Source organism: Actinomadura rayongensis (assembly GCF_009831215.1).
In the GTDB taxonomy this organism is placed as follows: domain Bacteria; phylum Actinomycetota; class Actinomycetes; order Streptosporangiales; family Streptosporangiaceae; genus Spirillospora; species Spirillospora rayongensis.
The window spans coordinates 39,323-56,850 of sequence record NZ_WUTW01000009.1; the positions used below are offsets into that span (position 1 = coordinate 39,323).

16 protein-coding genes are annotated in these 17,528 nt (G+C 74.8%); 5 read left to right on the forward strand and 11 right to left on the reverse strand.

Annotation, left to right across the window (positions count from 1 at the left end; translation table 11 throughout):
* Positions 1-450, reverse strand: a complete 450-nt coding sequence (locus tag GQ466_RS27935; protein ID WP_161106055.1) for a MarR family winged helix-turn-helix transcriptional regulator — start codon at positions 448-450, stop codon at positions 1-3.
* Between the two features lie 95 nt (positions 451-545).
* Here GQ466_RS27935 and GQ466_RS27940 point away from each other — a divergent pair, with 95 nt between their 5' ends.
* Positions 546-1,769: an amidohydrolase family protein gene (locus tag GQ466_RS27940; protein ID WP_161106056.1), complete on the forward strand. Its 1,224-nt coding sequence runs from the start codon at positions 546-548 to the stop codon at positions 1,767-1,769.
* A gap of 9 nt (positions 1,770-1,778) precedes the next feature.
* Here GQ466_RS27940 and GQ466_RS27945 read toward each other — a convergent pair whose 3' ends face one another.
* Both GQ466_RS27945 and GQ466_RS27950 read right to left on the reverse strand, forming a co-directional pair.
* On the reverse strand, positions 1,779-3,668 hold the full coding sequence (locus GQ466_RS27945; RefSeq protein ID WP_161106057.1) for a tetratricopeptide repeat protein: 1,890 nt from the start codon (positions 3,666-3,668) through the stop codon (positions 1,779-1,781).
* Positions 3,665-6,901, reverse strand: a complete 3,237-nt coding sequence (locus tag GQ466_RS27950) for a CHAT domain-containing protein (RefSeq protein WP_161106058.1) — start codon at positions 6,899-6,901, stop codon at positions 3,665-3,667. Before GQ466_RS27950 ends, GQ466_RS27945 begins: the two co-directional genes overlap by 4 nt.
* Positions 6,902-7,029: 128 nt before the next feature.
* On the opposite strand from GQ466_RS27950, the gene GQ466_RS27955 reads away from it, so the two are divergent.
* Positions 7,030-7,404: a hypothetical protein gene (locus GQ466_RS27955; protein WP_161106059.1), complete on the forward strand. Its 375-nt coding sequence runs from the start codon at positions 7,030-7,032 to the stop codon at positions 7,402-7,404.
* Positions 7,401-8,336 carry a hypothetical protein gene (locus tag GQ466_RS27960; RefSeq protein WP_161106060.1) on the forward strand — a complete coding sequence of 312 codons (936 nt, stop codon included), beginning with the start codon at positions 7,401-7,403 and terminating at the stop codon, positions 8,334-8,336. Before GQ466_RS27955 ends, GQ466_RS27960 begins: the two co-directional genes overlap by 4 nt.
* Before the next feature lie 29 nt (positions 8,337-8,365).
* Here GQ466_RS27960 and GQ466_RS27965 read toward each other — a convergent pair whose 3' ends face one another.
* From GQ466_RS27965 to GQ466_RS27985, 5 genes are all read right to left on the reverse strand, one after another.
* The gene (locus tag GQ466_RS27965) at positions 8,366-9,094 is read right to left on the reverse strand and encodes a S1 family peptidase (protein ID WP_161106061.1); all 729 of its coding nucleotides are present in this window, start codon (positions 9,092-9,094) and stop codon (positions 8,366-8,368) included.
* 122 nt (positions 9,095-9,216) lie between these two features.
* A complete protein-coding gene (locus GQ466_RS27970; protein WP_161106062.1) occupies positions 9,217-9,519 on the reverse strand; it encodes a DUF6342 family protein in 303 nt (100 codons plus the stop codon).
* A 318-nt stretch (positions 9,520-9,837) separates the two neighbouring features.
* Positions 9,838-11,268, reverse strand: a complete 1,431-nt coding sequence (locus tag GQ466_RS27975) for an oxygenase MpaB family protein (protein ID WP_337193653.1) — start codon at positions 11,266-11,268, stop codon at positions 9,838-9,840.
* Between the two features lies 1 nt (position 11,269).
* On the reverse strand, positions 11,270-11,992 hold the full coding sequence (gene uppS, locus GQ466_RS27980; RefSeq protein WP_161106063.1) for a polyprenyl diphosphate synthase: 723 nt from the start codon (positions 11,990-11,992) through the stop codon (positions 11,270-11,272).
* 92 nt (positions 11,993-12,084) lie between these two features.
* On the reverse strand, positions 12,085-12,966 hold the full coding sequence (locus GQ466_RS27985) for an oxidoreductase (RefSeq protein WP_161106064.1): 882 nt from the start codon (positions 12,964-12,966) through the stop codon (positions 12,085-12,087).
* Positions 12,967-13,029: 63 nt separating this feature from the next.
* Between GQ466_RS27985 and GQ466_RS27990 the strand changes: the two genes are divergently transcribed.
* On the forward strand, positions 13,030-13,632 hold the full coding sequence (locus tag GQ466_RS27990) for a TetR/AcrR family transcriptional regulator (RefSeq protein WP_337193654.1): 603 nt from the start codon (positions 13,030-13,032) through the stop codon (positions 13,630-13,632).
* Here GQ466_RS27990 and GQ466_RS27995 read toward each other — a convergent pair.
* A complete protein-coding gene (locus GQ466_RS27995) occupies positions 13,629-14,105 on the reverse strand; it encodes a DUF4396 domain-containing protein (RefSeq protein WP_161106066.1) in 477 nt (158 codons plus the stop codon). The genes GQ466_RS27990 and GQ466_RS27995 overlap by 4 nt on opposite strands.
* A gap of 100 nt (positions 14,106-14,205) precedes the next feature.
* Positions 14,206-15,054 carry a patatin-like phospholipase family protein gene (locus GQ466_RS28000; protein ID WP_161106067.1) on the reverse strand — a complete coding sequence of 283 codons (849 nt, stop codon included), beginning with the start codon at positions 15,052-15,054 and terminating at the stop codon, positions 14,206-14,208.
* A 160-nt stretch (positions 15,055-15,214) separates the two neighbouring features.
* Here GQ466_RS28000 and GQ466_RS28005 point away from each other — a divergent pair, with 160 nt between their 5' ends.
* Positions 15,215-16,588, forward strand: a complete 1,374-nt coding sequence (locus tag GQ466_RS28005) for a vWA domain-containing protein (RefSeq protein WP_161106068.1) — start codon at positions 15,215-15,217, stop codon at positions 16,586-16,588.
* Here GQ466_RS28005 and GQ466_RS28010 read toward each other — a convergent pair.
* On the reverse strand, positions 16,585-17,520 hold the full coding sequence (locus GQ466_RS28010) for an AfsA-related hotdog domain-containing protein (protein ID WP_161106069.1): 936 nt from the start codon (positions 17,518-17,520) through the stop codon (positions 16,585-16,587). The two genes, GQ466_RS28005 and GQ466_RS28010, sit on opposite strands and share 4 nt — an antisense overlap.
* Positions 17,521-17,528: the final 8 nt, after the last annotated feature.

Below are 17,528 nucleotides of genomic sequence, written 5' to 3' on the forward strand. Positions count from 1 at the left end.
CTAGACGCGCCGCCCGGCGGCCCAGTCGGCGGCGTCCTGGCCGTAGCGGACGAGGTAACGGGCGAAGCGCTCCCGGTCGTCGGCGTCCCACGCGGCGGTGATGGCCTCGAAGGCGGCCCGCTGCGCGGCGGCGAAGCGACGGCGTTCGGCCTCGCCTTCGGGGGTGAGGCGCAGGACGATCCGCCGCCCGTCCTCCTGGGAGGCGGCCCGGCGCAGGAGGCCGTCGGCGATGCACGCCGCGATGGTGCGGCTGGCGACCGGCTGCGTGACGCCCATCTCGGCGGCGACGCCGCCCACGGTCATCTCCCCGGCGGCGTCGGCGACGACGTTGAGGACCAGGTTGCGGGTGAGGTCGCCGCGATCGCGCGCGGTGCGGCGGCGCAGCCGGGACAGCGCGGGTCCGACCTGGTCGAGCAGGGCTTCGGTGCTGGCGTCGTGCGGATGCGGCATGTCGCCCATTCTAGACGGCCACATATGTCATTCGAATGACATATGCATACCCAAAGCTATGTACCCTGGAGGGGACGACGAACGAAGGAGCCCTCATGTCCCCGACAGCGATCACCGGCGCCCGGGTCTTCGACGGAGAGACGCCGCTCGGCGTCACCACCGTCGTCCTCGACGGCGGGCGCATCACGCAGGTCGGCGGCGAGCCGCCGGCCGGAGCCCGGATCCATGACGCGCGGGGCGCGACCCTGCTGCCCGGCCTGATCGACGCCCATGTCCACACCCAGCGCGAGTCGCTGGCCCTGGCGCTGCGCTTCGGCGTCACGACCGAACTGGAGATGCAGGGCACCAACACCCGGAACAACCGGGCGGACATCAGCGCCGACGACTCGGTCGCCGACGTCCGCTCGTCCGGCTTCGCCATCACTCCCCCGGGCGGCCACCCGAGCGAGCTGTTCCCCGAGGACTTCCGGCCCGGGCCTCCGCCGGGCGCCCGGTCCGGCCGGCCGCCGCTGATGCCGTTCTCCTCGACGCCCGAGGAGGCGGTCGCGTTCGTCCCGAAGCTGATCGAGCAGGGCGCGGACTACATCAAGTTCATGGTCGACGACGGCACCGTCGAAGGCCACCCCGGGCTGCCGATGCTGGACCAGGCCACGCTGAACGCCGGGGTCGCCGAGGCCAAGCGGCACGGGATGCTCACCATCGCCCACGCCCTGACGATCGACGCCACCCGCATGGCCGTCGAGGCGGGCATCGACGGGCTGGCCCACCTGTTCATGGACCGCCCCCACACCGACGAGATCATCGCGCTGATCAGGGACGCGGGCGTCTTCGTGGTGCCGTGCGTCGTGCTCAACGCGTCCATGATGGGCATCGACGGCAGTGAGCTGGCCGACGACCCGCGCGTCGCCGTGCGGCTGGACCCCGCCTGGGACAAGGCGCTGCGCTCCAGCTTCGGCCACTACCCCCAGGGCGTCCTGGACGACGTGCTCGCCTCGGTCAAGGCGCTCGCCGACGCCGGCGTCGACATCCTGGCCGGGACGGACGCGTCCCTGCCCCTGCCGTTCCTCGGCGGCCTCGCCCACGGCGCGAGCGTCCACCACGAACTCCAGTACCTCGTGCGCGCCGGGCTCACGCCCGTCCAGGCGCTCCGCGCGGCCACCGCGACGACCGCGCGCCGTTTCCACCTGACCGACCGCGGAGGCATCGCCGAAGGGCTGCGCGCCGACCTGCTCCTGGTCGACGGCGACCCGACGACCACCATCGGCGACACGCTCAAGACCCGCGCCGTGTGGAGGAACGGCACGCCCCTCACCGTGTGAGGCCCGCGCTCAGGCCAGGCGGACGATCAGGGATGTGATCCACGGCTCGTCCACGCCCGGCGCGGTCGCCAGAACGCGCAGGCTCTGGACGGCGCGCCGTCGCGGGGCGTGGACGGGCCGCCCGGCGGCGTCGTCCAGCAGGCGTTCCGCGGCGGCCCGGTCCCCGGCGGCGGCGTGGACGACGAGCAGGTTGAACGCGGCGACGTCGTCGAGCGGGGTCGTGTCGAGCAGCGCGGCGGCGGCCGTGAGGTCGGCGGCGGCGCCGGGACGGTCGCCGAACAGCAGCCGGGCCAGCGCGCGGTCCACGAGCGCTTCGCCGTAGTCCGGCAGCAGGCCGACGGCGGCGTCGAGATCGGCCAGGGAACCGCCGGGGTCTCCGGCGACGAGACGGCACCGGCCGTGCTCCCTGATGATCCATGCGGCGTCGGGGTCGAGTTCGCGAGCGCGCTCGAAGTCGGCCAGCGCGTCGGGGAAGCGGCCGAGGACCGTGCGGGCCTGGCCGCGCGAGCCGAACGCGAACGGGTACTCGGCGTTCAGCTCCAGCGCGCGTCCGAAGTCGGTGAGCGAGCCTTCGTCGTCGCCGAGCAGGCGGCGGCACTCGCCCCGGACGCCGAACGCCCAGTACAGGGTCGGGTTCAGGGCGATGCAGCGGTCGAAGCCGGCGACGGCCTCGGCCGGACGGCGCGTCTCCCAGAGCGCGAGGCCGCGCGCGCCGTGGACCCAGCCGACGTCGTCGCGCAGCGCGAGCGCCCGGTCGAAGTCGCGCAGTGCCTCCTCATGCCGGCCGAGCAGGCGGCACGCCTCCGCGCGGCAGGCGAGGGTCGCGTCGGAGGCGTCCCCGAGGTCGATCGCGCGGTCCAGGTCCGCCAGCGCGTCGTCGGGACGTCCCGCCAGCAGCAGCGTCTCCCCGCGTCGCGCGCGGGCCTGGGCGGAGGCGGGCGCGAGCCGCACGGCCCGCTCGTGGTCGGCCAGCGCCGCGGCGAACCGGCCGCGCCGCAGGTGCACGCTGCCGCGGTCGAGCAGCGACGCCAGGTGGTCCGGGTCGAGCCGCAGGACGTGGTCGTAGTCGGGCAGGGCCGCGTCGTCGCGTTCCGCGCGGACGTGGGTCGCGGCGCGCTCGTAGCGGACCCAGACCAGGTCGGGCGCGAGGCGGAGCGCGTGGTCGAAGTCGGCGAGCGCGCGGTCGGGGCGGCCGAGCGCGTTCCACGTCCGGCCCCGGCCGCCGACGATCCCGGCGTCGCCGGGGGTGCGGGCGAGCGCGCGGTCGAGGTCGGCGAGCGCGTCGGCGTGGCGGCCCAGCTCGCGGTGGACCTGGCCGCGCAGCGCCATGTTCAGCGCGTCGTCCGGCTTGATCCGCACGGCGTCGTCCAGGTCGCGCAGCGCGTCCTCGTGGCGGCCCCGCGCGTGGTGCGCCCGCGCGCGCTCGCCGTAGGGCCAGTGCCAGTCGGCCGCGAGGGATACCGCCGCGTCCAGGTCGGCGAGCGCGTCGGCGTCGCGGCCGGCGCGGCGGTGCCCGGCGCCGCGATGGGCGAGCGCCCACGCCGACCGGGGGTGCAGCGCGACGGCGCGGTCGTGGTCGGAATCGCCGTTCTCCGCCCGCAGTTCGCCGCGCTCCGACAGCGCCCACGCGTCGTCCGGGTCGAGCGCGAGGACCCGGTCCAGGTCGCGCAGCGCGTCGGCGTCGCGGCCGAGGGCGCGCAGGGCGGCGGCCCTGGTCGCGAGCGCCCACGTGTTGTCCGGCTCGACGTCGATCGCGCGGTCCAGGTCGCGCAGCGCGTCGGCGTGGCGGCCCGCGTCGCGGTGCACGCCGGCGCGGACGACCAGCGCGACGACGTCCGTGGTGCCCGGCTCGGGGAACGCGGCGAGGATCTCCTCCGCCGGCGTCTCGTGCCCGGTCATGCGCCCGTGTGCAGGTGCGCGGCCCACTGCGTCGGCGCCCGCAGCCGTCCGTCGTGGACGCGGCGGCGCCGGACGGCGTGGTGCAGCGCCAGAGCGGTCGCGCCGACGTCGGGCGGGCGGGTCCCGTGGCCGGTCAGCCGGTCGTAGACGTCGGTGGCGATCTGGTGGGCGGCCCCGTCGTTCACCGGCCACAGCGTCCCGACGACGTGCCGATACCCGGCGAGCTGGAACGCCCCGGTGAGGTGGATCGCCTCGTCCAGCATCCGCGGCGCCGCGTCGGACGTCTCGCAGGCCGACAGGAACGCGAGCCGCGCGTCCGGGAGCTGACGACCGCGCAGCGCCGCGACGGTCATGGCGTGGCCGTGCAGCAGCAGCCGGCCCTCGAACGGGGACGTCCAGTCGCTGATCCCGTGGCAGGCCAGATGGACGACCGGGTGGGCGGGCAGCGCGTCCAGCAGCGCCCGGCCCGTCGCGGCCGGCCCGTCGAGGACGTCCGCGTCGCCGAGCAGCCGGGCGAGGTCGGCGATCTCGGCGCGGATGCCGTCCAGCGGCGGCGTGGCGGGCAGATCGGGCACCGCGACGATGAGCGCGCGCGGCGCCGTGTCCGGCACCGGCCGCCGCGCGTGCAGGAGAGCCTCGACGGACGGCGTGTAGGACGACACGACGCGATCCAGGACCGTGCGCGGCTGCGGCGTCCCGTCGACGACGTCCCCGTGGTACCCGGCCGCGTGCAGCGGGAGCGAACTCAGGCTGCCGACCGGGGACCACCACACGCGGGGCCAGCGCCCGGTGGGCGGAGCCGTGTATCCGAGGTCGTCCAGGATCGGGGCGGCGATCGCGTCCCAGAGCCATTCGAGCGTGCGGTGCACCGTCGTCTGCGCGGCCCGCCGGGCGCGCAGCGGCTCGGTGGGGTCCTGGGCGCGGCGGCGGGCGCGCAGGAACGCGTTCGTGCGGGCGATCACCTCGTGCTCCGGGGCGTCCGGCAGCGGGACGTGGCGGACCGACCCGCCGGTGAGCACGAGCGCGTCGCCGAGGGCGGTCACCATGACGACCGGCCCGTCCTCGGCCGCGGACGCCAGCGTCCCGATCGACGGCGGCAGCAGGAAGCCGGCCAGGCCGGGACGGTCCCGGACGCGGCGCAGCAGGCCGTCCCAGCGTTCCCGGGCGACGCGCCGGTCCTCGGCGGCGTCGAAGGCGGTCGCGGCGTCCGCTCCGTCCAGCCGCGCGAGGTCGGCGAACAGCCGTTCGGCCGCCGCGCCGAGTTCGGGGTCGGTGCGGCGCAGGCGCGCGATCTCGCCCGCCGCGCTCGTCTCCTCGGTCAGCAGCACGCCGCGCGACTGCTCCAGCAGTTCCACCGCCCGCTCGGGACGGCCGGCGGCGATCGCCGCGCGGGCCGCGATCGACGGGGTGCCGGCCAGCTCGCCCAGCCGGTGCGCGCGGTCGGACGAGCGCAGGTCCCGGGACGCCAGCCGCGGCACGACCTCGACCACCCGCTCGATCGCCGCGAGGGCCTTGCCGGGGTCGCCGGCGGTGAGCGCGGCCACCGCCAGTGCGCGGCCCGCGATCGACCAGTCGGCGACGGGCGCGTCGGGCGACGCCAGGACCCGTTCGTATCCGCGCAGCGCCTCGTCCAGGCGCGTCCGGTCCCCGCCCCGCTCGTAGTCGGTGACCAGCGCGGACGCGAGATGGTGCTCGGCGAGGTCGGCCGCGCTCGTTCCCGGGCGCAGGGCGGCCACGGCGGCGCGGCCGACCGCGATGGACTCGGCCAGGGCGGCGGCGTCGCCCGTCCGCCGGGCGTGCCGGGCGAGGGCCGAGCAGAGCCCGGCCCGCACGAAGCCCGCGGCCGGGTGCTCGTCCGGCAGCGCCGCGACCGCCGCGCGCCGCACGGCGATCACCTCCCGGCCGGTGGCGGGGACCATGGTCCGGTCGTACAGCAGGTCGAGGGCGTCGCCGAGCCGCAGGAGGCAGACGGCGCGGTCGCTGTGCGCGGCCGTCGTGACGGCGACCGCCGCGCGCGCCACCGTGATCGCCTCGCGCACGGTCGCGAGGTCACCGGTCCGCCGGGCGAGGAGCTGGAGCATGCCGCTGAGATGCCCGAGGACGAGGTGGCGCTCGACGACGGCGACCCGGGTCGCGGCCACCGACTCCCGGGCCACCGCGACGGCCTGGCGCAGGACGTCCAGATCGCCGAGCCGTCCGTAGAGCGTCATCAGCGCCAGCCCGAGGTTGGTGAGGACCTGGGCGCGCAGAATGTCCTTCCCGGCCGCCAGGGCCAGCGCCTCGTTCTGGGCGGTGACGGCCGCGCGCAGCTCGTCCGGATCGTCCGCAGCGATGAACATCCGGAACCGGGCGCTCCCGAGCGCGTCGAGTGCCCAGGCCCGCAGGAAGGCGTCGTCGGTCGGGTGCGCTGCCGCCGCCTGGGCCGTCTCCAGCGCGGTGCGGGCCGCGTCCGGGTCGCCGGTGCGTTCGTGGACGCGCACGAGGGCGGTCGCGTAAGCGGTCTGAGCCTGGGCGTGGCCGTCGGGATCGTCCGCCGTGGCGGTGACCCACTCCCGGCTGACCTTGGTGAACTCCGCCAGCGTCGCGGGGTCCGGACGCCGCTGGTAGAGCCGCATCAGCGCCTGGCCCTGCGCGAAAAGCGCCCAGGTGCGCATCCCGTCGTCCGGCGGGGCGCCCAGTGCCTCGCGGCCCGCCGCGACCGCTTCGGGCAGCAGTTCCTCCCGGCCGGTCATGTCGAACAGTTTCACCAGGTCGAGGCAGAGGTCCGCGCGGGACTCGGTCGTGGCCGGCAGGATGCGTCCGAGGGCGACCGCCTCCTCCAGCAGCGCGGCGTCGGGGCGGTGGTCCCACAGGTCCCGCAGGCTGGTCCGCAGGTTCTCGCGCCGCGCGTCGTCGGGGGCGGCGCGGACGGCCGCGCGCTGCACCTCCACCGACCGCGCCAGCAGCGCGGGATCGTCGCCGACCTCGTAGGCGACGCCGAGGACCGTGGCGAGCCCGTCGAGATAGGTGACGCGTTCGGTGTCGTCCTGCTCGGGCACGGCGTCGAGCGCCGCCTCCCGCGTCCGGACGGCCTCGTCCGCCAGCGCCGCGTCCTTCGTCTGAGCCGCGAGCAGCGCCAGGTCGTCGCCGAGTTCGGCGAGGTACCGGCGCCGTCCGGGGCCTTCGATCGCGGCGAGCGCCGTCCGGCCCGCGGCGACGGCCGCGCGCAGCCGGTCGGTCTCGTCGGCGGTCATGCGCACATCGTCGCTCGTGCGATGCGGTGCGCGCTTCGAACGGCAGCATCCGGTCAAAACCGGCCCGGCGCGTCCGAAGGTGCCTAGGCTGGCCGGGATCGCCGTTCACACCCGCGAAAGGCACCGCGATGGGCTTGGCGGCACGGATCGAGCGGCTGTGCCGCTACGCGCGCGGCGGGGCGCTGGACGACCTGGCGCGCGACCTCGCGGTGTCCGACGCGCTCGACCGCATTCGCGCGGCAGTGGCGTCCGGATCGTTCGACCGCGCCGCGCTGGAGGCCGACCTGGACGCCCTCGAAGCCGCCGCCGACACCGTCCTGGACGGGCTCGGCGGCACGCACCGCGCGCTGCCCCGCATCGACATCGCGCCGAGCACGGGCCTCGACGTGTGGATGTGCCCGGGGCGGATCTGCAGCCGGGTCGAGACGCGTCCGGCGCCGTCCGGGCCCCACGAGTGCTCCTTCCGCGAACGGGCGCTGGACCTGGTGCGCCTGCCGACGTGACCGCCTTCCTCGGCGCGATCGGCGCCAAGCTCGCCGACCGGTGGGTCACGGCGCTGCTCGGCCCGGGGCTGCTGTTCCTCGGCGCCGTCGCGCTCGCGGCCCGGCTCGGCCAGACCCACGCCCTGTCGGCGCGGCGGCTGGCGCACTGGCTGGACGCGCTCGCCGCCCAGCCCGCCGCCCGCAGCACCGGGGCCGTGCTCGTCGCAGCCGCGGGCGTGCTCATCGGCTCGGCCGCGGCGGGGCTCGCGGCGACGGCGGCGGGGAACGCCGTCCGGCGGCTCTGGAACCTTCCCGGGCGCCGTCTCCCCTGGTCGCTGCTGCGCGCGTGGCGCCGTCGCCGCTGGTTCGCCGCCGACGAGGCGGTAAAGGCCGCGGCGCGCGAGTACGACGCCGCGCCGCACTCCGCCGCCCGCCACGCCGCGCCGCACTCCGCCGCCCGCCACGCCGTCGCCGCGCGGCGCGCGACCGACCGCCGGGACGCCGTCTGCCTGGTCGAGCCCGACCGTCCGACGTGGATCGCCGACCGGCTCCGTGCCGCCGCCGAACGCGTCCGGACGACGTACGGGTTCGGCCTGGACAGCGCGTGGCCGCACCTGTGGAGCCTGGCGTCCGAGCCGCTGCGCGCCGACGTCGCGGCGGCGCAGGACGCCTACGAACGCGCCGCGCTGCTGTTCGGCTGGTCGCTGCTCTACCTCGTGCTGGCCCCGTGGTGGTGGCCCGCCCTGCTCATCGCCGCCGTGACGGCCGCGACCGCCTGGACGAAGGCCCGCACCGCCGCCGACACCGTCGCCGTCCTGGTCGAGACGACCGTCGACCTGCACCTGCGCGACCTCGCCGACCGGCTCGGCCTGGCCGCCGGCGAACCGGTGACGGCCCGCACGGGCGCCCTCATCGCGGCACGCCTCGCCAAGCACCGCCCCCTGGACGCCTGAGCCCTGCGGCACGCCTCGTGCGGCGGGGGCTACCGCCGGACTACCGCGCGGATCCAGGCGAGCTGCTGGACGATCTCCCCGGCCTCGGCGGTCCGCTCCCGGTCGGAGCCGTCGAACACGCCGAGCAGGACCTCGGTGCCGCGCGGCCCGATGCTCGTCACCGGGCCGCCGGAGTCGCCGCCGGCGGGGATCCCGGACACCTTCTCCATGCAGAAGTCCGGGCCTCCCGGGGCGGTGTAGCCCTTGCACCGGGGGTCGTCCGGCCGCACCACCCGCAGCGTCGACTGCTTCAGGACGGGCGACTGGCAGGCGTTCTCGTCCGTCGTGCATGTGGCGCCCCAGCCGTACTGCCGCACGAGCTGACCGCGACGGACGTGCGCCGTGGCCAGGCGCACCGTCGGGACGTTCATCGGCGCCACCTTGATGAGCATCATGTCGGCGTGCGCGCTCCCCACCCGCCTGCCGACCGGACGGACCGTGACGCCCTTGCGCATGTCGAGGTCGCCCACCCGGAAGGAGATCCGCTTGTCACGGACCGGCTGCGCCTGCTCGTAGAAGCAGTGGGACGCGCTGAGGATCCATTGCCGCGTGATCGCCGTCCCGGTGCAGGCCGGTTTCCCGTCGATGAGCATCCGCACGGCCCACGGCGCGTACGTGCTCCTCGACCCGCCGATGACGGCGGACGCGGGCGCGGCCGATACGACCGAGCCCGCCAGCAGCAGGGCGGTCACCACCGGCACACGGACTCGACGCGTCATCCGGGAACTCCTCTCGTCGGGACTGCACGGAGGGTGAGACACGCCGCCGGGCCGGAAAGTTGGCCGACGAAGCGCGCGGGGCGCCCTTCGCGGCGAAGGGCGCCCCGCGGGACCGGTCCGGTCTAGGTGTACGACAGGTTCCCGGCCTGCTGGATCACCCGGCCGGCGACGTACAGGTCGCCGTTGGAGTCCAGGATCGCGATGATCTTCTTCTCGGTCCCGTGGTAGGTCGTGAAGATGACCTTGTCGGCCTCCTGCGAGGTCGAGTAGTTGGTGTTGACGCTCAGCTCGATGCTGCAGGGCGAGCTGACGACCACGTCCTTCTTCTGCGTGTTCGGGTAGACCTGGTTGTCCCGCAGCCGCACGCGGCCGTGGGTGTCCCCCTCGTCCCAGTCGCTGGCTAATCCGAGATCGACGTCCGCCACAGGAAACTCCCTCGCTACGACACGTTCCGGCCATCCGGAGGCGGCTTCCGCAACCGCCCGAACAGACGGTAAGGCGAAGATCGGATCCGGTCGGGCATGGATGAGGTGGCTCCGGAGCAGCGCAGATGTGACCATCTGGCGATTGCGTCAATTTCGAGGGAGTTCTCGCTCACCAAACCGGAGCGCAAAACGATCGTGCGGCCGTGCGGACGCGTCGTGCCGCTCGCGCGAAGGTGATCAGCGCGGGGACAACGCACGGACGGCGACGGGCACGGGCGGCCCGCCCGACGCGTCCGCGCGGCAGCATCCGGCCAGGCGTCAGGCGGTGGCCAGGAGGTTGTCGCAGGCCGACGACGGCGTCCGGCCCGTCATGAAGGACAGGAACTCCGCGACGAACGCGCCCGCGGTGATGTCGCCGGTCGCGGTGGTCTCCACGTCCCGCTGGAAGCCCGAGCGGAACAGCAGGCGGTACTCCTCGGCCGAGATCGTGCCGCTGCCGTCCTTGTCGGCCGTCTCGAACAGCACCTCGGCGACGTGGGCCAGCGCCGGTCCGGACAGGCCGGCGGCGCCCGCCGCGAACTCTTCGCGCGTGACGACCTCGTCCCCGTCGGCGTCCATCGCGGTGAGCAGTTCCCGCCACCAGGCAGCGAACGCGCCGAACAGGCGGGTCTCGGCGGGCTCGTCGAGGTCGAGCCGGGTGGCGATCTCCCGGGCCATCGCGGCGAGGTCCGGCCAGGTCAGGCGCCCGTCGCCGGTCTGGTCGAGGACCTCGTGGAACAGCCGGTCGGCGTCCCGGGACGCGGGGGCCCGGTGCCGCGGGCGCAGCAGCGCCTGCGCCTTGGCGGCCTGCTCCATCAGCAGGCCCATCATCTTGATCGGGCCGAGCGTGGACTCGCGGGACGGGTCCAGGAGGTCGATCAGCAGGCTGGTGCGCCCGATCGACGGCGGGAGCAGCAGCGTGATCACGCCCACGCCGAAGTAGCCGCCGCGCATGAGCGCGTCCGCGCCGAACGGAACCGCGAAGCCGTGCTTGGAACGGTAGGTCTCGGGGAGCGCGGCGAGCGTGACGGCCGACGCGACCGGGCTGACCATCGCCCGCGCGACGGCCCAGAGCGCGGGCCGGGCCCGCAGCAGCGGCGGCGCCGGGACCGTCGCGAACAGCCCGTCGACGATGGACCGGACCGCCGCGTTGTCCTCCAGGCGCTCGGCGACCATCGCGTCGAAGTACGCGCGGAACTCCCGCAGCGTCGGCGGCAGCAGGTCGTCCCGGCCCTGGAGGACGGTCAGCACCGCCTTGTACTCCTCGTACAGCTGCGCCTCCTCCTTGGCGGTGAGCGGCGTTCCGGTGAGGCGGCAGACCTCGACCGTCGAGTCGTACAGGGTGGCGATCACCCAGGCGCGGGCGTCGGCGTCGAGGGCGCTGTAGGGGCGGCCCTGCTCGTCGGTCCCGGTGATGCGGGCGTGCAGCCGGTTGAGCCGGTCGACCTCGCGCAGCTGGACGGCGACGTCCTCGTCCACGAGGCGGTCGACGCTGGTGATCGTGTTGAACAGCCGCCGCCACGGGTGCGCGACGAACGTCGAGTGGTCGAGCAGGGCGCCGCCCACCTGGGGATGCGCGGCCTCCAGGACGGTGGCGCGGGTGGCGGCCAGGCCCCAGCGCAGCTCGCTGGTCAGCTTCCGCAGCAGCGACCCGGTGCCGAACGTGCGCACGAGCGCGATCCGCTGTTCGTGGTCGAGGGGTTCCGTCACGTCAGATCATCTCCATCGCGTCGAAGCGGCCGAGACCTCCGTACCGGCGCTTGCGCCGCCGGTACTCCTCCAGGCACGCGCGGTACTCCGCGGCCCGGAAGTCGGGCCACAGGGTCGGGGGGAACATCCATTCGGCGTAGGCGATCTGCCAGAGCATGAAGTTCGAGACGCGCTGCTCGCCGGACGTCCGGATCACGAGGTCGACGTCCGGGGTGTCGGGGTGCTGGAACCGCGCGGCCAGCGCCTCCTCGGTGACGGCGTCCTCGGTGAGGCCGTCGCGCACCAGCGTCCGCGCCGCGCGGACGATCGCGTCCCGGCCGCCGTGGTCGAACGCGACGGTCAGCGTCATCCGCGTGTTCCCGCTGGTCAGCTCGGCGAGCTCGGCGATGTCGCGGGCGAGGGACCGCGGGATCCGCGGGTCGTCGCCGCCGAGGAAGCGGCAGCGGATCCCGCGCAGGTGCAGCGACGGCGCGTGCCTGCGCAGCGCCCGCTGCACCAGCCGCATGAGGAACGCGACCTCCGCGTCGGGACGCGTCCAGTTCTCCGTCGAGAACGCGTACAGGGTCAGCCACTCGATGCCGCACGCGTGGGACGTCTCGATGACGTCGATGACGGAGCCCTCCGCGACGCGGTGGCCCTCCGTCCGGGTCCGCCCGCGCTGCTCGGCCCAGCGTCCGTTGCCGTCCATCACGCAGGCCACATGCCGTGGCAGCCCAGCGACCATCGAACCTCCTGTGTTCACAGGATGACAGAACGCAACCACGCATGGACGGCTTTTCGGCGAACTCTCGTACCAACCTGTCGGCGCCGGGCGTCTCAGACGGTCAGGGGCGACGTGACGCCCGTCAGTTCCTCCGAGACGGTCCAGAGGCGGCGGGCGGCCTCGGCGTCGCGGGCCTTCGCCGAGCGTCCGACGAGCTTGGGCCTGCCGCGCCACCCCAGGAAGCCGCGCGGGCCAGCGTAGCCGTCGCCCGGGACGTCGGCGACGGCCGCGTAGAGCGTCGGCAGCGCGCCGGCCTCGTCGCTCTGGGCGAGCAGCCGGACCGCCGCCTTCTCGGCGAGGTGGCGCACGCGGTTGCGGCCGTCCGGACGCAGCAGGTCGGTCGCCGCGAGGCCGGGATGCGCGGCGGTCGCGATGACCGGCGAGCCGGCGAGCCGCCGCTGCAGTTCGGACGTGAACAGCAGGTTGGCGAGCTTGGACTGCGCGTACGCGGCCATCGGTCGGTACGGCCTGCGCTCCCAGTTGAGGTCGTCGAAGTCGATCGTCCCGGTCCGGTGGGCGTTGGACGAGACGGTCACGACCCGTCCCGTGATCCGGGGCAGCAGCAGGTTCGTGAGCGCGAAGTGGCCGAGGTGGTTGGTGCCGAACTGCAGCTCGAAGCCGTCCGCCGTGCGGGAGAACGGCGGGATCATGACGCCCGCGTTGTTGATCAGCAGGTCGACCGACTCGGTGACGTCCGCCGCGAACGCGCGGACCGAGGCCAGGTCGGCGAGGTCGAGCCGCCGCACCTCGGTGGCGCCCGGCATCGCGGCGGCGGCCTCCCGGCCCTTGGCGGTGTCGCGCACGGCCAGGATGACGCGCGCGCCCCTGGCGGCCAGGACCCGGGCGGTGGCGCGGCCCAGCCCGCTGTTCGCGCCGGTGACGACGACCGTGCGGCCGTCGAGGGACGGGACGTCGGAAACGCTGAATGTAGTCATGAGCTACAAAGTAGACGGTGACAACAAAGTTGGCAACGGAAACATCTTGCTACGATGTGCCGCGTGCCAGAAACCGGTGAGCGGCCCTACCACCACGGACATCTCCGTGCCGGCCTGCTCCAGGCGGCCGAGCGCCGACTGCGGGAGGACGGCGTCGACGGGCTGTCGTTGCGCGACCTGGCCCGGGAACTCGGCGTCAGCCACGCCGCGCCGCGCCGCCACTTCCCGGACCGCCGGGCGCTGCTCGACGCCCTCGCCGAAACCGGGTTCGCCCGGCTCGACACCGTGCTGCGCGCCGCGCTCGCCGACACGGCCGACGATTTCGCCGTGCGGCTCCAGGCCGTCGCGACGGCCTACACGCGCTTCGCCACCGAGAACGCCGCGCTCCTGGAACTGATGTTCCGCAGCAAGCACCGGCCGGGCGGGGAGCGGGTCGCCCGGGCGGCCGAGGGGGCGTTCGCGCTGGTCAACGAGCTGATCGTGCAGGGGCAGGCGGAGGGCGCGTTGCAGGCGGGCGAGCCCGAGCAGGCCGGGCTCATCCTGTTCGCGACGCTCCAGGGCATCGCCGCGCTCGTCAACGGCGACGTCGTCCCGCCGGAGATGCGGGACGGCCTCGTGGAGACCGCGACCGAACAGTTCCTGCGGGGCGCCCGGCCGCTCCCCTAGTGGTGGTACCGGTGGACGACCGCGTGGCCCTTGCCGCGTCCGATCATCCAGCGGTTGACGGGCGTGGTGAGCAGGAAGGCGATCAGGAAGGCCACGGCCAGCGAGATCCAGAACAGCGCGTCGCCGAGTCCCGCGTCCATCGCGCCGGGGAACGCCACGACGGTCGCGTTGTCGAGCAGTTCCATCACGGCGATCGAGACGGTGTCGGCGGCCAGCGCGACCTTCAGCGCGGCCCGCACCGACAGGCCCGCGCGGAGCACGCCGCGCATCGTCAGCCCGTAGCCGAAGACGAACGCGAGGACGACCGCCGCCGCGAAGGTCGGGACGTTCGACCAGCCGAACAGCGTCCCGAGGACCATGCCGAGCACCTCGCCGATGGCGCACCCGGTGAGGCAGTGCAAGGTGGCCTGGGCCGCCGCCGCCCACGTCGCGCCCACGGCCGCCGGTGCCGCGTGGGAATGGTGGTCGCTCATGGTGCCTCCCGGGGTGCGTCGAACCGTCAGCCCGGCCGAACGATACCCCCGGCCGGTATATTCCCGGGCGGCGCGCACCGGCGGTCGGACGGCCCGGGGCTCAGCCGGTCCAGGCGGCGGCGATCTCGGCGGCCCGGGCGGCGGCCTGCCGCTGGCCGAACTCCAGGAACGTCACCCAGATGCGCGGGTCGAACAGGCTCGTCTTGAAGGCCTCCACCGACTCGGCGTCGGGGCCGATCACGGTGGTGCGGCCGGGGTCCAGCGCGGCCAGTTCGCGGCGCACGACGGCGTCCGGGAGGAGGGGGCGCAGCGGCAGCAGGACCAGGACGCGGTCGTGCCCGGCGGCGAGGTCGGCGTTGGCGAGCGAGTAGGCCATGCCGTCCATGTGGTGACGGCCGGCGATCTCGACCGGGCGGAACACCGTCGGGATCGTGCAGGCCGCGCGCAGGGCCGTCGGCAGCGGCACCCCGTCCGCGCGCCGCCAGACGGCGCGCTCGCCGCTCTCGGTCTCGACCGTGGGCAGGACGAGGTCGCGGTCGTCCGGCCACCGGTCGGACGGCAGCCCGGCGATCGCGATGTCCAGGCGCGGTGCCGCCCGTTCCGTGTCGGACTCGCAGGCCAGCGCGCCCAGCCGCTGTCGGCGTTCCCGCGCGGACGGCGAGGTGTCGGACGCCGTGTAGAGCGTGTGCATGAACTGGTCCGCCTCGACCTCGGGCACGTACGTCTGCTGGCGCCGCTCCCCGATCGTCCGGACGGCGTGCTCCAGTTCGTCCGCCGTGTCCGTCAGCGCGGTCAGCGTCGCCATGAACGCGGCCTGCGAGGTGCCGACGATCAGGTCCGCCGCCCCGAGGTCCACCCCGGCGCGGCGCAGGCCGATGATCATGCCGACCTCCCACAGCGCGCCGCCATGGGCGCCCGCGCTGAGGACCAGGCCCCTGGAATCTCCCACGTCCGCGCCCGTACCCGGCCCCGCACCGCCGACACACGGCGATCACGGAGCGTCGCCGAGGCGCGGGCTGGCCGGTTCCAGCCAGGGCCGGTCCGCCGGGCCGTGCGTCGTTACGCTGAAGCCCTTCTGCGCGGCCGGGAGGCGTTGTGGACGGGTACGCGTGAGGCGCCGGCTCATCATCGCCGGGTCGGTCGCCGGGGTCCTCGCGGTCGTCGCCGCGATCGGGTTCTTCGTCGTCCGGTCGATGGCGCCGGAGTACCGGACGACGCTGCTGGTCGACGCCTCGGCCACGAACGCGGCGGACTTCGACGCGCTGCGCGGCGCGGTCGCGGCCGTGGCGGAGAACGCGGGCGATCACGACGCGCTCGCGCTGCGCCGGTTCGGCGGGACGTGCGGCGATCCGCACGCCACGGCCCAGCTCGTCAGGAGCGGGACGGGCAACGGGGCGAAGATCGGCGCCGCCGTGCGCCGGATCGTCCCCGCCGGACGGGCCACGCTCGGCGGCGGCGTCCTCGCGGCGATCCACGACTTCACCGGGCGGTTCCCGCAGCGGGGCACCAAGCGGAACCGGATCGTCGTCGTGACGGGCCACGGCGCCGACGCGTGCTCGTCCGACACGGCCGCGCTGCGGCGCACAATCGAGGCGCGGGCGCGGAAGGCCGGGCTGGACCTGCAGTTCCGGTTCGTCGGGTACAAGGTCGCGCCGCAGGAGCAGGCGGCGCTGACGCGGCTGGCGTCGGCGGGCGGGACCCCTCCGGCGTTCGTGGACAACCGCACCGACCTGACCGCCACGCTGAAGAAGTTGACCGTGCCGTCGTCGGGTGAGCTGCAGCCGATCGCCGTGCCGACCCGGACGGTCACCGCCGAGCCCTGCGAGAAGACGGTGGAGGGGGCGCAGCAGCCGAAGCCCGCGCCGACGTCGGTGCGCCTGCCGAGCCAGGTCGTCCTGCCGCCCCGCGCCCGCGTGTACGCGGCGGGCATGTACGGGACGGTCGCCGAGTACCTGATCGGACCGGCCGCCGTCTGCGACAACTCCTACCTGGGGCTCTCCGCCGGGACGGGCGCGTGGATCGGGAGCGACAGCGGCGAGGGCGTCCAGGCGCAGTTCACCGCCGGGGGCGTCACGCCGCGCACGGAGATCGCGTGCAGCGTGTTCGGCGGCATCGCATCCCAGCTCCGGGCCCCGGCGTACGGCGGCGGCTGCACGCGGCGCGAAAAGGGGACCACGAACCTCCCGACCGGCGCGCCCGACTTCTACGCGGCGACGGGCACGATCTCGATCGCCGCTCAGAACGCCGTCCCGGGCGGCAGCGTCGGGCTCACCACGCTGTCGTTCGAGCAGGGCACGCCCGCGCCGCGCTGGATCGTCTGCACGCTGCCGCGCGCCGCCGCCGCGACCTGCACCGCCGCGCTCACCTACTTCCTCGTCCAGCAGTCGGCCGGCACGCGGGTCACGGCGGCCTCGCTCGACACGCTGAGCAAGACCGTCGCCGCCTACGTCGCGCGTTCCCTGACGATCGAACGGGGCAACTAGGGGTAGGCGGTCAGTTCGAGCGTGCCGCCCGCGACGCGCTCGCCGTACTGTTCGACGTTCGCCGACGCCGTCACGACGTCCGGTGACGCGCCGCGCGCGACCGACACCGAGCACGCGACGGGCGCGTCCAGCTCCACGAACGTCGTGAAGTCCAGCGCGGCGCGGGTCAGCGCGGCGCCGCCGCCGTTCGCCGAGGTCAGCAGCGTGCTCTGGCGCAGCGCCTCGATGAGCAGCGCGCCCGGGACGTGGTCGTAGTCGCGGTCGAAGAACGACGGGTGCGAGCGGTCGAGGACGACGGGGAAACGGTCCGGCCGGGACGGCGTCCGCCCGACGACCACGTTGCGGGGGTCGCGGCGTCCCACCGACGCGGGATCCACCGGGCGGACCTCGGGCGCGGTTCCGGCCGTTCGGCGGGACCGCTGGTAGGCGCGGATCTCCTCGTACGACTCGCGCGGGAACATGATGCTGCTGAACGACAGCGTCATCGCGAGCGTGGACCCGACGGTGTAGGTGCCGGTGATCTCGAACGTGTCGCCGTGCCCCTCCGGACGGGTGACGCGGAGCTGGACGACGCCGTCCAGCGGGGACACGCCGTCGTCGCGGTAGGCGTCCAGGTCTTCCACGGCCAGGTCGAGGCGCTGGACCCCGGACGGCGTGCCGCGCGGAACGTCCAGGTACTTGTTCCGGACGAGCACGAACGCCTGCCGGAACGCCTCCACGGTCGAGACGGTGTCGTGCCACGGGCCGCTCTGGTCGGACCAGAGCACGTGGCCGCGCGGGACGCGCATCGCGACGACGAACTCGTCCGGCGCGACCCGTCCGGCGTCGGTGACGAACACCTCGGCCGCCGAGCGCCGGTTGACCGCGAACGGCGGCACGGTCGCCTCGAAGCCGAGCGCGGCGGACGCGGGGTGGACGGCGTGGTCGGTCATGTTCCTGC

Coding starts and splice junctions, on each gene's coding strand:
- GQ466_RS27940 (WP_161106056.1), top strand. CDS start 546: ATGTCCCCGACAGCGATCACCGGCGCCCGGGTCTTCGACGGAGAGACG.
- GQ466_RS27955 (WP_161106059.1), top strand. CDS start 7,030: ATGGGCTTGGCGGCACGGATCGAGCGGCTGTGCCGCTACGCGCGCGGC.
- GQ466_RS27965 (WP_161106061.1), bottom strand. CDS start 9,094: ATGACGCGTCGAGTCCGTGTGCCGGTGGTGACCGCCCTGCTGCTGGCG.
- GQ466_RS27995 (WP_161106066.1), bottom strand. CDS start 14,105: ATGAGCGACCACCATTCCCACGCGGCACCGGCGGCCGTGGGCGCGACG.
- GQ466_RS27950 (WP_161106058.1), bottom strand. CDS start 6,901: ATGACCGCCGACGAGACCGACCGGCTGCGCGCGGCCGTCGCCGCGGGC.
- GQ466_RS27935 (WP_161106055.1), bottom strand. CDS start 450: ATGCCGCATCCGCACGACGCCAGCACCGAAGCCCTGCTCGACCAGGTC.
- uppS (WP_161106063.1), bottom strand. CDS start 11,992: ATGGTCGCTGGGCTGCCACGGCATGTGGCCTGCGTGATGGACGGCAAC.
- GQ466_RS27985 (WP_161106064.1), bottom strand. CDS start 12,966: ATGACTACATTCAGCGTTTCCGACGTCCCGTCCCTCGACGGCCGCACG.
- GQ466_RS27945 (WP_161106057.1), bottom strand. CDS start 3,668: ATGACCGGGCACGAGACGCCGGCGGAGGAGATCCTCGCCGCGTTCCCC.
- GQ466_RS28010 (WP_161106069.1), bottom strand. CDS start 17,520: ATGACCGACCACGCCGTCCACCCCGCGTCCGCCGCGCTCGGCTTCGAG.